Raw genomic sequence first — 12,371 nt, 5'->3', positions numbered from 1 at the left:
GCAATCCCTATGGTTTCCCTTTCCACGCAATCCTCCGTGCCCAGCGGCAACAAGGCGCCCGTCAACAACGGCGTCGCGTTGTCTGTGGTGACCACGATCTTCTTCATGTGGGGCTTTCTCACCTGCCTCAACGACATCCTGATTCCGCACTTGAAGGCGGTGTTCGAGCTCAACTTCGCGCAGGCGATGCTGGTGCAATTCACTTTCTTCGGTGCGTACTTCCTGATGTCGCTGCCGGCCGGTTGGTTGGTGAACCGGTTGGGCTACAAGCAGGGCATCGTGGCTGGGTTGGCGGTGGCGGCGGTGGGCGCGCTGGGCTTCTGGCCGGCGGCGGAATTGCGCGTGTACGGTGCATTCCTCGGCGCATTGTTCGTGCTGGCCACCGGCATCACCATCCTGCAGGTCGCTGCGAATCCTTACGTCGCCTTGCTGGGTCCGGAGCGCAGCGCTTCCAGCCGCTTGACCCTGGCGCAGGCGCTGAATTCGCTTGGCACTGCGATCGCGCCGCTGTTGGGGGGCTGGTTGATCCTGGCCAACACGGTGATGAGCAGTGACCAGCTGAAAGCCTTGCCCGAGGCTGAGCAGCTCGCCTATCGCGTGCAGGAAGCGCAGGCCGTACAAGGCCCGTACATCGGGCTGGGCATCGTGTTGTTCCTGCTGGCAATCTTCGTGTTTCTGTTCCGTCTGCCGGCACTGACCGACGCAAGCGCACAGAAAGACGAGAGCAAGCATTCCTTGCTCGATGCCTTGCGTCATCCGCATGTGCGTTTCGGTGTGCTGGCGATCTTTTTCTATGTCGGCGCAGAAGTGGCGATCGGCAGCCTGATGGTCAATTACTTCTCGTTGCCGCAGATCGGCGGTTTCACCGAGCGTGAGGCGACCAAGTATGTGTCGGCCTACTGGACGCTGGCGATGATCGGCCGCTTCATCGGCTCGGCGCTGCTGGCCAAATTGTCCCCGCGCGTGTTGTTGTCGGTGTTCGCTGCGATCAACGCGGTGTTGCTGGGGCTGACCATGGCCAGCGGCGGCATGTTGGCGGTGTACGCGCTGGTGGCGATCGGCCTGTTCAATTCGATCATGTTTCCCACCATCTTCACCCTGGGTATCGAGCGGCTTGGTCCGCTGACCGGGCGCGCTTCGAGCCTGTTGATCATGGCCATTGTCGGCGGCGCCATCGTGCCGTATCTGCAAGGGCTGCTCGCCGACAGCATTGGCCTGCATGAGTCGTTCGTGCTGCCGCTGCTGTGCTACCTGTATATCGTGTTCTACGGTATCTGGGGCTCGCGTTTGCGCGGCGCCCTGGCGGAGGTGCGCGCATGAGTGCGACCAAACATCAGGTGGTGTGTTTCGGCGAAGCGTTAATCGACATGCTGGCGTTGCCGCAGACCAGCCCCGACCAGGCGCGGACCTTCGCGCAATATGCCGGTGGTGCGCCGGCCAATGTCGCCGTGGCGGTGGCGCGCTTGGGAGGCGCTGCACATTTCGTCGGCATGCTTGGGCGCGACATGTTCGGGGACTTCCTGCTACAGAGCTTGCAGCAGTCCGGGGTTGTGACCGATGGCATCGTGCGCACCGATCAGGCCAAGACTGCGTTGGCCTTCGTTGCACTGGACGAAGCGGGTGAGCGCAGTTTCAGTTTCTATCGCCCGCCGGCAGCAGACCTGTTGTTCCGTCCCGAGCACTTCGCTGCCGATGGGTTTACGCAGGCAGCGGTGTTGCATGTGTGTTCCAACAGCATGACCGAGCCGGAGATTGCGCACTGCACGCTCGACGGCATGCGCCGCGCGCGCGCCGATGGCGCTATCGTCAGCCTCGATCTGAATCTGCGCCCGATGCTGTGGCCGCAGGATGTGGACCCGGCGTCGCTGCTATGGGAGGCGCTGGCGCTGGCCGATGTGGTCAAGCTCTCGCGCGAAGAACTCGACTATCTTGCGGGTACGCTCGATAGCGATGCCAGTGCGGTCACGCAAAAACTGTGGCAGGGCAAGGCCTGTTGGTTGCTGGTCACCGATGGTGGCGGTCCGGTGCATTGGCAGACACGCACCGACTCCGGCCAGGTGCCTGCGTTTCGTGTGCAGGTGCGCGATAGCACCGCTGCCGGCGATGCATTTGTCGGTGGCTTGCTGTATCAGCTTGCCGCGCGCGCATCTTCGCTGGAACAGCTATGCGGCGATTCAGCGGCAATCAACGAGGTGATTCGGTTTGCTGCCGCGGTCGGTGCGTTGGCGGTGACGCGCAAGGGCGCGTTCGCGGCGATGCCGAGCGTCGATGAGGTCCATTCTTTGATCCAGGAACAATCATGAGCCGTTTGCCTGCAACACCTGCACCCGATTTTCGTTCGGCTGACGTCTTGCGCCAGCACATCGCCGACACCATGGCGTTCTACCATCCGCGCGCGATCGATCCGGCGGGCGGGTTCTTCCAGTACTTCCGCGACGATGGTTCGATCTATGATGCCGGGCATCGGCACCTGGTCAGCAGTACGCGCTTCGTCTTCAACTATGCGATGGCGTACCGCGAATTCGGCGATGCGGCGTACCTGCATGCGGTCCGCCACGGTCTGGACTATCTGCGCAACGTGCACCGCAACCCGCAAACCGGCGGCTATGCGTGGACGCTGCGCGATGGCGTAGTCGAAGACGACATGAATCACTGCTACGGCGTGGCCTTCGTGCTGCTGGCATATTCGTGTGGTCTGAAGGCCGGCGTCGATGAGGCGCGTGCGTGGATGGACGAAACCTGGCAGCTGCTGGAAAAGCATTTCTGGGAAGCGGAATTCGGGCTGTACCGCGACGAAGCCGACGCGCAGTTCAACTTCACCAGCTACCGTGGCCAGAACGCCAACATGCATATGTGCGAGGCGATGATCGCCGCGTACGAGGCCAGCGGCGAGCAGCGTTATCTCGATCGCGCGCTTGTGCTGGCCGAGAACATGACCCGTCGCCAGGCGGCCAAGGCCGATGGGTTGGTGTGGGAGCATTACGACCTGCAGTGGAATATCGATTGGAACTACAACCGCGACAATCCCAAGCACCTGTTCCGCCCATGGGGCTTTCAGCCTGGGCATCAGACCGAGTGGGCCAAGTTGTTGATGCTGCTGGATCGCTACGCGCCGGCCGACTGGTTGCTGCCCACCGCGCAGCATCTGTTCGATGTGGCGGTGGAGCGTTCATGGGACGCGCAGCGCGGCGGGCTGTATTACGGCTTCGATCCTGACGGCAATGTCTGCGACGACGACAAGTATTTCTGGGTGCAGGCCGAATCGTTGGCCGCCGCCGCACTGCTGGCCCGACGCAGCGGCGATGATCGCTACTGGCAGTGGTACGACAAGCTGTGGGCCTATTCGTGGGCGCACATGATCGACCATCAGTACGGCGCGTGGTATCGCATTCTGGATGCAGACAACCGCAAGTACAGCGATGAGAAAAGCCCGGCGGGTAAGACCGATTACCACACCATGGGCGCGTGCTACGAAGTCTTGAACGTGTTGCGGCCGGCGGCGTGATGCAGTGAGATCGACGCGTTTTGCCGAGCGTTGAGTCTGGATCGCCGGGTCATGCCCGGCGATCTGTTTTTAGCGTCCCTATATGCACGCCTCGTTGGAAGCGATGCGTACCAAGTTCTGTCGTCGCGTCGGTTGGACGCAGTCAAGGACGCAAGTCAAAAGCCTGGTCAGTTGAGGGCTCGGTATCCTCACCGCTTGCGGGACACGTCGTGAGCCCGCACTCGGCGAGGGCGCCGCGCCAGAGAGTGCGCGGGCTTTCTATTGGAAGCTATGCACGCCAGCCGTGTCGACTGGCGCTTGCTTGCGCATTGTGTGTCCGGTAATGGTCTGCGTGCTGTCCGGCCGCAGGTCAGTCGGTCTTATTCCGGGTCGTAATCCAGGTTGGATGCCAACCAACGTTCCGCCAATGCCAAGGTGATGCCCTTGCGCTTTGCGTAATCAGCCACCTGTTCCTTGCCCAGTCGCCCGACCACGAAATACTGGCTCTTGGGATGGCTGAAGTAATAACCGCAGACCGCTGCGGTGGGTAACATCGCGAAGCTTTCGGTCAGCGACATGTCGGCGTTGCGCTCGGCATGGAGCAGATCGAACAGCGTGCGTTTTTCGCTGTGTTCGGGGCAAGCCGGGTAACCGGGCGCCGGACGAATGCCGCGATAGCGCTCGGCGATCAAGGCTTCGTTGTCCAAGGTTTCATCGTCGACGTAGCCCCAGAATTCGGTGCGCACGCGTTGATGCAGACGCTCGGCCAATGCTTCGGCCAGACGGTCGGCCAATGCCTTGAGCAGGATGGAGTTGTAGTCGTCGTGCGCGGCTTCGAAACGGGCCACATGCGGGTCGATACCGATGCCGGCGGTGACTGCGAATGCACCGATCCAGTCCTGTTTGCCGCTGCTCTTCGGCGCGATGAAATCTGCCAGGCAAAAATCGGGGCGGTCGACGGGTTTGTCGACTTGCTGGCGTAAGAAGTGCAGGGAATGAGGAATGGAGAATCGGCAAGGGTCGGGCGCCAATGCATCGCCTTGCGATTCCCGATTCCCGATTCCCGATTCCGCAGGCTCGGTCAGCACGACAACATCATCGCCTACTGCATTTGCCGGCCATAGCCCGAACGCAGCCTTGGCCGTGAGCCACTTTTCGTCGACGATGCGCTTGAGCATGCGGCGTGCGTCGCGATAGAGCTCGCTGGCCTGGGTGCCGACGATCTCGTCGCTGAGAATCGCTGGGAACTTGCCGGCAAGTTCCCAAGCCTGGAAAAACGGCGTCCAGTCGATGAGTTCGATGAGCTCCTGCAGCGGGTAGTCATCGAACACGTGGATGCCCGGCTGTCGCGGGGCAGGCGGCGTGTAGGTGTCCCAATCGCCATCGAAGCGCTGCGCACGGGCTTTTTCCAGAGACACCAAGCGCTTGGCATCGCCGCGATTGCGGTGGCGTGCGCGGATTTCCGCGTAGTCAGCATCGTTGGCGGCAACGAAGGCCTGGCGCAGGTCGCGCGAGATCAGCGATTGCGCCACGCCCACCGCACGCGACGCGTCCTTCACCCATACGGTAGGCGCGGTGTAGTGCGGGTCGATCTTCAATGCCGTGTGCGCGCGCGAGGTAGTCGCGCCGCCGATCAATAACGGAATGTCGAAACCCTGCCGCTGCATCTCCCGCGCGACGTGCGACATCTCTTCCAGCGAGGGCGTAATCAGTCCGGAGAGTCCGATCAAGTCCGCATTCTCGGCGCGCGCACGATCCAGGATGACCTGTGCCGACACCATGACGCCCAGATCGACGACATCGAAGTTGTTGCAGGCCAAGACCACGCCGACAATGTTCTTGCCGATGTCATGCACATCGCCCTTGACGGTGGCCATGATGATCTTGCCGTTGGACTTGCCGACATCGCCGGTGCGCAATTTTTCTGCTTCGATAAAGGGCAGCAGATACGCCACCGCTTTTTTCATCACGCGCGCGGATTTGACCACCTGCGGCAAGAACATCTTGCCGGCACCGAACAAATCGCCCACCACGTTCATGCCGTCCATCAGCGGGCCTTCGATCACGTCCAGTGGGCGTGTGGATTGCTGTCGCGCTTCTTCGGTATCGGTTTCCACAAATGCGTCGATGCCGTGCACCAGCGCATGCGCCAGGCGTGCGCGGACCGGCTTGTCGCGCCAGGCCAGGTCTTCAACTCTCGCCGCGCCTTTCGTGCCCTTGTAGCGCTCGGCGATTTCCAGCAGGCGCTCGGTGCCGTCCTTGCGTCGGTTGAGGATGACGTCTTCCACGCGTTCGCGCAGTTCCGGATCCAGCTCGTCGTAGATCGGCATGCCGCCGGCATTGACGATACCCATGTCCATGCCGGCCTTGATTGCATGGAATAGGAAGACCGAGTGGATCGCCTGGCGCACGGTTTCGTTGCCACGGAACGAAAATGACACGTTGGAAACGCCGCCGGACACATGGCAATGCGGCAGCGTGTCCTTGATGATGCGGGTGGCTTCGATGAAGTCAACCGCATAGTTGTCGTGTTCTTCGATGCCGGTGGCCACGGCAAAGATATTCGGGTCGAAGATGATGTCTTCCGGCGGGAAACCCACTTGCTCGGTGAGCACCTTGTAGGCGCGCGTGCAAATCTCGACCTTGCGCGCGCAGGTGTCCGCCTGGCCCGCTTCATCGAAGGCCATCACCACCGCGGCGGCACCGTAGCGCAACACCTTGCGCGCGTGCTCGACGAACACCGCTTCGCCTTCCTTGAGTGAGATGGAGTTCACCACGCTCTTGCCTTGCAGGCACTTCAATCCCGCTTCGATCACGCTCCATTTGGATGAATCCACCATCACCGGAATGCGCGCGATATCCGGCTCAGACATGATCAGGTTGAGAAAGCGCGTCATCGCTTTTTCCGAATCGATCAGGCCTTCGTCCATGTTGACGTCGAGGATCTGCGCGCCGCTGTCCACTTGCTGACGTGCGACCTCTACTGCTTCCTCGTAGCGCTCCTCCTTGATCAGCTTGCGAAACTGCGCGCTGCCGGTGACGTTGGTGCGCTCACCGACGTTGACGAACAACAGGTCCGGCGTAATGACCAACGGCTCCAGGCCAGACAGGCGGGTGTAGCGGGGAGTGCTCATGCGATGCTCTTGTGGGCGTCGGACATGGCGAATGTCCAGGCGAGGCGATGACGGTTGGCGATCAGCCGGGCGCGGACCGAGATGGCCATCATCCGCCCTTCGGGCACCTGTTCCCGCGTGCGGGAGAAGGAAGCTTTTGCCCACGTGCCGAGCAACGTGCCGTCCTTCTCGCGCGTGCGGGTGAAGGTGGCACGCAGCGCCGGATGAGGGCCCACGTGCTGCATCACGCCGCCAGCTCTTGCGCACCTGGCAACTGTCGCGGCGGCAGATCCGCTACCGCTTCGGCAATTGCGCGGATGTGATCCGGCGATGTGCCGCAGCAACCACCCACCAGATTGAGCAGGCCGGACTTGGCAAATTCGCGCAAGGTTTCGGCCATTTCCTCAGGCGTTTCATCGTATTCGCCAAAGGCGTTCGGCAAGCCGGCATTCGGATGCGCGCTGACATAGGCGTCAGCGATCTGCGAAAGCGTCTCCACGTGTGGGCGCAGATCCTTGGCGCCGAGGGCGCAATTCAGGCCGACCGACAACGGCCGCCCATGCGCGACGGATGCATAAAACGCTTCGGCAGTCTGTCCAGACAATGTGCGGCCAGATGCATCGGTGATGGTGCCGGAGACCATCACCGGCAAACGCCCGCCGCGCGCTTCGAAGACCTCCTCAATCGCATACAACGCGGCCTTGGCGTTGAGCGTGTCGAAGATGGTTTCCACCATCAGCGTATCCGCGCCGCCATCGATCAATCCCTCGATGGCTTCACGATAGGTGTCGCGCAGTGCATCGAAACTGGTGTTGCGGTAGCCCGGGTCGTTGACGTCCGGGCTGATCGAGGCAGTACGGCTGGTGGGGCCGAGCACACCAATCACAAAGCGCGGCTTGTGCGGCGTCAGCGCTTCGACGGCATCGCAGCATCCACGTGCCACCTGTGCGCCGGCCTTATTCAACTCGTACACCAGATGCTCCAGGTGATAGTCGGCCTGGCTCACCGAGGTGGCGTTGAAGGTATTGGTTTCCAGTAGGTCGGCGCCTGCATCCAGATAAGCGCGATGGATGCCGGCGATGATCTCCGGGCGGGTCAACAACAGTAGATCGTTGTTGCCTTTCAGATCGTGGCCTTCTGGCGCCTGCGCGTGGTCGCAACCGGGGCCATGCACATGCGCGCTGTCGTAACCGTCAGCAAAGCGGGTGCCACGATAATCGGGCTCCTGCAGATCGTGGCGCTGGATCATGGTGCCCATCGCCCCATCGATGATGAGGATGCGCTCGGCGAGTGCGGCAGTGAGCTTGGCCGCGCGCTCGGGATGCAGCCAGGGCAGCACATGTGCGATGGGGGAGTGGGGTGCTGTAGAGGTCATGATGCGATGCTCCGTGAGGCAATGGCGCTGCTTCCAACGATTCTCGATTCGCGATTCCCCATTCCCGGCTTCATCGCAATCAACGAGATCACTTCGAAATGCGGCGGACGTTTTTCGCGCGTCACCGTTTCCAGACTGGAGACGTCCAGCCCGGCTTTCTCGGCAAACTTGCGCAATTCCTTGGCAGCAAATCCGAGATTGACGTGGCCGTACGCCTGCACTGCGGCACGGTGTTCGTGCTTGGCCAGGCTGCACAGCAGCAGGCGGCCACCGGGCCGCAACACGCGCGCCGATTCGGCCACCGCTTGCGCCGGTTTGGCCGCGTAGGTGAGCGCATGCATCAGCACCACCAGGTCGAAGCTGGCATCGGGGAATGGCAGCGCATGCATGTCGCCTTCGCGCACTTCCACATTGCGCAATTTGCGCAGGCGCTCGCTGGCGGCAGCGACCACGCGCGCGCTGGTGTCGATGCAGATGTAGCGGGTGGCGTGCGGCGCCACCAGTTCGGCAAGCACGCCGTCGCCGGAGGCGATGTCGAGCACGTCGCCGGTTTCCAGCAGGGGCAGCGCGGTGCGCGCCAAGGCCTCCCAGGTGCGTCCCGGCGAGTAATGGCGTTCCATGTCGCCGGCCACCGAATCGGCCCAGTTCTGGTCGGCTGCACGGTTGGCCAGCACGGCGGCGACGCGTTCGGCGTCCTGGCGCAGCAGGGGGTCGTCGCTGCCGGTGCTCAGCGCCAGCCACAGCGCGCGCTGGGCCGGGTCCAGCGACACTTCGTCGAAGCGGTAGTACGCCGACACCCCGGCGCGGCGGTCGCGGACCAGCCCGGCTTCCTTGAGTTTGGCCAGATGCGTGGACACGCGCGGTTGCGCCAACCGGGTGATGGCCGACAGCTCGGCCACAGTGAGTTCTTCCTGCTCCAGCAAGGTCAGCAGGCGGACGCGGGTGGCGTCGGCAAACACCTTCAGGCGGGCCGACCAGTCTTCCAGATCCATGAATATCTCTATATCGCGATATGGAGATATTTTCGACCGGGCGGCAGGTGTGGTCAACTACATACGCATGCGAATGGTTGGCGCTACAATGGGGCTCAGCTCAGGCCTGGAGGGGTGCGACGTGGATTTCAGCTTTACCGAAGAACAATTGATGATCCAGGATGTGGCGCGCCGCATCGCGCAGGAAAAGATCGCGCCCAGCGCCGAGCAATTCGACCGCAGTGGCGAATTTCCGCTGGAAAATATCCGCTTGCTGGGCGAAAACGGCCTGATGGGTATCGAGGTGCCGGTCGAATACGGCGGTGCCGGCATGGACCCGATCAGCTATGCGCTGGCGATGATTGAAATCGCTGCCGCCGATGGCGCGCACTCCACCATCGTGTCGGTCAACAACTCGCTGTTCTGCACCGGCATTCTGAAAAACGGTAGCGAAGCGCAGAAGCAGCTGTACGTGCGCGCGATCGCCGAAGGCACGCACATCGGTGCGTTCGCGCTGACCGAGCCGCAGTCCGGCTCGGATGCGTCGGCAATGCGCTGCCGCGCGGTCAAGCAGGGCGATGGCAGCTTCGTCATCAATGGCAAGAAGAGCTGGATCACGTCCGGCCCTGTCGCCAAATACATCGTGTTATTCGCAGTGACCGAGCCGGACAAGGGTTCGCGCGGCATTACCGCCTTCGTGGTCGACACCGATCGCGCGGGTTTTCACCGCGGCAAGACCGAGCCCAAGCTCGGCATCCGCGCCTCGGCCACGTGCGAAATCGAGTTTGCCGATTACGTTGCGCAGCCCGATGAGGTGCTGGGTGTGGAAGGCGAGGGCTTCAAGACCGCGATGAGCGTGCTGGATGCCGGGCGCATCGGCATCGCATCGCAGGCGGTCGGTATTGCGCGTGCGGCGTACGAAGCCACGCTGGCGTACGTCAAGGAGCGCAAGGCGTTCGGCGCGGCGATCGGCACGTTTCAGATGACCCAGGCCAAGATCGCCGACATGAAGTGCAAGCTGGATGCAGCGCTGCTGCTGACGCTGCGTGCGGCATGGTTGAAGGGGCAGGGGCGGAAGTTCGGCACTGAAGCGGCGGTGGCCAAGCTCACTGCGTCTGAAGCGGCGATGTGGATCACCCATCAAGCCGTGCAAATTCATGGCGGCATGGGGTATTCGAAAGAGATGCCGCTGGAGCGTTACTTCCGCGATGCCAAGATCACCGAAATCTACGAAGGCACTTCGGAAATCCAGCGGTTGGTGATTGCGCGCGGCGAGACCGGCTTGCGCTAACTCGTCCTCACTCCAGCGTCCCGCACAACGCGGTGGCGCTGGAGTGCTTACCGCGAAACCATCGCGACCAAGCACAGCGACGCCAGCGCTTGTCGCGCGCCGCACGCGCGGACCACAATCGGCGCTTCTCCCGTGTCTGGTGCGCGCATGTCCCGGTCTTCGCACGCTACGTCGTTTCGCGTTTCTCTGTCTGGCTTCGCACGCACGCTGTGCTGCTGGGGGCTATTGCTGAGTTGCACTGCGGCAAGCGCGCAAACGCCGCCACCGTCGATCGTGCCGACCGACCGCCTGCAGGAAGCCTGGTGGGCGCAGCGGCATGCGCAGGTGCTGGAGCAGGTGAAGCAGCACCCGGACACCACGCTGCTGCTGATCGGCGATTCGATCACCCAGAACTACGACAAAGCCAAGGCGCCGGACGAAGACTTTCAGCCCACTTGGCAGACCTTCTACGGCAGCCGCGGCGCACTCAATCTGGGCTTCAGCGGCGATGGCACCGAAAACGTGCTGTGGCGGCTGGCCAATGGCGAAGTCGGTGGGCTGCAGCCTAAGGTCGCACTGGTGCTGATCGGGACCAACAACACTGGTCATCTCGGTCAAACGGCCGAACAGACCCAGCTGGGCGTCGATGCGGTGGTCGCAGCGATCGAACAAAAGCTGCCGCGCACGCACATCCTGTTGTTGAGTGTGTTGCCCAGCGATATCTCCAGCGAAAAGTCGCGTCGCGATGCGCAGATCAACCAGGGCCTGGCCGTGCGGTACGGCGACAACCCGCGCGTGACCTATCTGGATGTGAGCTCGATCTTCCAGCGCGACGGCAAGCTGCGCACCGAGCTGTTCTACGACACCCGGTTCCGTCCGGCTGCCGGTGCGTTGCATCCGGACACGCAGGGGCAGCGCATGCTGGCCGAAGCGATCGAGCCCACACTGGCGCGGCTGCTGGGCGAGCCACCGGTCAAGCCGGTGGGCGAACTTGGCCGTGATGCAGCGACCTCGCTGATGCCGGTCGACTGGCTGGAGCAGGATTCCTATGACTGGTATGCGCGCCACCACGCAGCGCTGGTGGCCGCGCGCAGCGTGAAGCCAGAGGTGGTGATGATCGGCGACTCGATCACGCATTTCTGGTCCGGGCCGCCGCAGGCCACGCGCGTCAGTGGGCCCGAGTCGTGGCAGTGGTTGTATGGCAGGCGACCGGTATTGAATCTGGGCTTCGGCTGGGACCGCACGCAAAATGTGCTGTGGCGCATCCGCCAGGGTGAACTCGACGGCCTGGATCCGCGCTGGGTGGTGGTGCATATCGGCACCAACAACCTCAGTGGCACCGCACAATCGCGCGCCAGCACTCCGGCCGAAGCCGCATTGGGCGTGCAGGCGGTGGTCAGTGAAGTGCGCCGGCGCCTGCCCAACAGCAAGCTGATCCTGATGGCGATCATGCCGCGTGGTCGCAATGCCGACGATGCGCGGCGTGCGCCCATCGCCGAAACCAACCGGTTGCTGGCCGCGCGCTACGCCAAAGACCCCGCGGTGCGCCTGGTCGATATCGGCCCGAAGCTGTTGCAAGCCGACGGCACGCTGCCCGAAACGCTGATGCCGGACGGCACACATCCCAGCGAAGCTGGCTACCGCATCTGGGCACAGGCGTTGCGCGAAGCGGGGATTACCGCAACGCCGTAAAGCAGCGGGTAGCACGCAAGCGCATGCATCGACCGACGAGCACGGCGGGCGGTGCAATGCGGCCACCCATGCGTTGCAGTCTCGCATCTGACGCTGACAGTCGCGCTTGGTTCTAAAGTGTTAAGGGCCGCATTGCTGCGTGGAGAGCGGCGATGGCTTCCGGTGGGCTGACGACCTCAAGCCAGGCCATCGACGCACGAGGTAGGGTGTGGTGCGATCAGGCCGGTCGTGTTCAATGCAGGGCAAGCGAACCCCGCGTCCGGTTACCGCGCCAGGCCCCGCGCGGCACTCAGTCGCGGTGACGCTGCATTTTTCGACCCCCCGGATACCAGAAGACCCCCGATCGCTCGGAGGTCTTTTTTAAACTGGTGCCCAGAAGAGGACTCGAACCTCCACGAAGTTGCCCCCGCTAGCACCTGAAGCTAGTGCGTCTACCAATTCCGCCACCTGGGCAGGTGAGCCGCGA

General features: G+C 62.8%; 9 protein-coding genes and 1 tRNA gene. 5 read left to right on the top strand and 5 right to left on the bottom strand.

Features of this window, described 5'->3' with window-relative positions; genetic code table 11:
* The first annotated feature begins 9 nt into the window (after positions 1–9).
* From fucP to M0D43_RS02550, 3 genes are read left to right on the top strand one after another with little or no spacing between them, the layout of a single operon-like run.
* Positions 10–1,320 carry an L-fucose:H+ symporter permease gene (gene fucP, locus M0D43_RS02560; protein WP_252163493.1) on the top strand — a complete coding sequence of 437 codons (1,311 nt, stop codon included), beginning with the start codon at positions 10–12 and terminating at the stop codon, positions 1,318–1,320.
* Entirely contained in the window at positions 1,317–2,303 is a 987-nt protein-coding gene (locus M0D43_RS02555; protein ID WP_252163492.1) for a carbohydrate kinase family protein, read from the top strand. The genes fucP and M0D43_RS02555 overlap by 4 nt, the downstream gene beginning before the upstream one ends.
* On the top strand, positions 2,300–3,505 hold the full coding sequence (locus tag M0D43_RS02550) for an AGE family epimerase/isomerase (protein WP_252163491.1): 1,206 nt from the start codon (positions 2,300–2,302) through the stop codon (positions 3,503–3,505). The genes M0D43_RS02555 and M0D43_RS02550 overlap by 4 nt, the downstream gene beginning before the upstream one ends.
* Before the next feature lie 359 nt (positions 3,506–3,864).
* Here M0D43_RS02550 and metH read toward each other — a convergent pair whose 3' ends face one another.
* Genes metH through M0D43_RS02530 form a run of 4 tightly spaced genes read right to left on the bottom strand, consistent with a single transcriptional unit; the run spans position 3,865 to position 8,964 of the window.
* The gene (gene metH, locus M0D43_RS02545; protein ID WP_252163490.1) at positions 3,865–6,618 is read right to left on the bottom strand and encodes a methionine synthase; all 2,754 of its coding nucleotides are present in this window, start codon (positions 6,616–6,618) and stop codon (positions 3,865–3,867) included.
* Positions 6,615–6,845 (bottom strand): hypothetical protein, encoded by a 231-nt coding sequence (locus tag M0D43_RS02540; RefSeq protein WP_252163489.1) that lies wholly within the window; start codon positions 6,843–6,845, stop codon positions 6,615–6,617. The genes metH and M0D43_RS02540 overlap by 4 nt, the downstream gene beginning before the upstream one ends.
* Positions 6,842–7,972 carry a homocysteine S-methyltransferase family protein gene (locus tag M0D43_RS02535; RefSeq protein WP_252163488.1) on the bottom strand — a complete coding sequence of 377 codons (1,131 nt, stop codon included), beginning with the start codon at positions 7,970–7,972 and terminating at the stop codon, positions 6,842–6,844. Before M0D43_RS02535 ends, M0D43_RS02540 begins: the two co-directional genes overlap by 4 nt.
* On the bottom strand, positions 7,969–8,964 hold the full coding sequence (locus M0D43_RS02530) for an ArsR/SmtB family transcription factor (protein ID WP_252163487.1): 996 nt from the start codon (positions 8,962–8,964) through the stop codon (positions 7,969–7,971). The genes M0D43_RS02535 and M0D43_RS02530 overlap by 4 nt, the downstream gene beginning before the upstream one ends.
* An 88-nt stretch (positions 8,965–9,052) precedes the next feature.
* Here M0D43_RS02530 and M0D43_RS02525 point away from each other — a divergent pair, with 88 nt between their 5' ends.
* Both M0D43_RS02525 and M0D43_RS02520 read left to right on the top strand, forming a co-directional pair.
* Positions 9,053–10,234 carry an acyl-CoA dehydrogenase family protein gene (locus M0D43_RS02525; RefSeq protein WP_252164944.1) on the top strand — a complete coding sequence of 394 codons (1,182 nt, stop codon included), beginning with the start codon at positions 9,053–9,055 and terminating at the stop codon, positions 10,232–10,234.
* Positions 10,235–10,381: 147 nt separating this feature from the next.
* Positions 10,382–11,905 carry a platelet-activating factor acetylhydrolase IB subunit gene (locus M0D43_RS02520; protein ID WP_252163486.1) on the top strand — a complete coding sequence of 508 codons (1,524 nt, stop codon included), beginning with the start codon at positions 10,382–10,384 and terminating at the stop codon, positions 11,903–11,905.
* Between the two features lie 366 nt (positions 11,906–12,271).
* On the opposite strand, the gene M0D43_RS02515 is transcribed toward M0D43_RS02520, so the two are convergent.
* Positions 12,272–12,358, bottom strand: a tRNA-Leu gene (locus M0D43_RS02515).
* Positions 12,359–12,371 lie beyond the last annotated feature (13 nt).

The organism is Xanthomonas prunicola (assembly GCF_025266575.1).
Classification (GTDB): Bacteria; Pseudomonadota; Gammaproteobacteria; order Xanthomonadales; family Xanthomonadaceae; genus Xanthomonas; species Xanthomonas prunicola.
Note: the sequence above shows the minus strand (reverse complement) of the source record. Positions and strands in the feature narration are given on the sequence as shown.

Excerpts from the sequence above, each read along its gene's own strand:
- fucP (WP_252163493.1), top strand. The coding sequence starts at position 10 with ATGGTTTCCCTTTCCACGCAATCCTCCGTGCCCAGCGGCAACAAGGCG.
- M0D43_RS02555 (WP_252163492.1), top strand. The coding sequence starts at position 1,317 with ATGAGTGCGACCAAACATCAGGTGGTGTGTTTCGGCGAAGCGTTAATC.
- M0D43_RS02550 (WP_252163491.1), top strand. The coding sequence starts at position 2,300 with ATGAGCCGTTTGCCTGCAACACCTGCACCCGATTTTCGTTCGGCTGAC.
- metH (WP_252163490.1), bottom strand. The coding sequence starts at position 6,618 with ATGAGCACTCCCCGCTACACCCGCCTGTCTGGCCTGGAGCCGTTGGTC.
- M0D43_RS02535 (WP_252163488.1), bottom strand. The coding sequence starts at position 7,972 with ATGACCTCTACAGCACCCCACTCCCCCATCGCACATGTGCTGCCCTGG.
- M0D43_RS02530 (WP_252163487.1), bottom strand. The coding sequence starts at position 8,964 with ATGGATCTGGAAGACTGGTCGGCCCGCCTGAAGGTGTTTGCCGACGCC.
- M0D43_RS02525 (WP_252164944.1), top strand. The coding sequence starts at position 9,053 with ATGGGGCTCAGCTCAGGCCTGGAGGGGTGCGACGTGGATTTCAGCTTT.
- M0D43_RS02520 (WP_252163486.1), top strand. The coding sequence starts at position 10,382 with ATGTCCCGGTCTTCGCACGCTACGTCGTTTCGCGTTTCTCTGTCTGGC.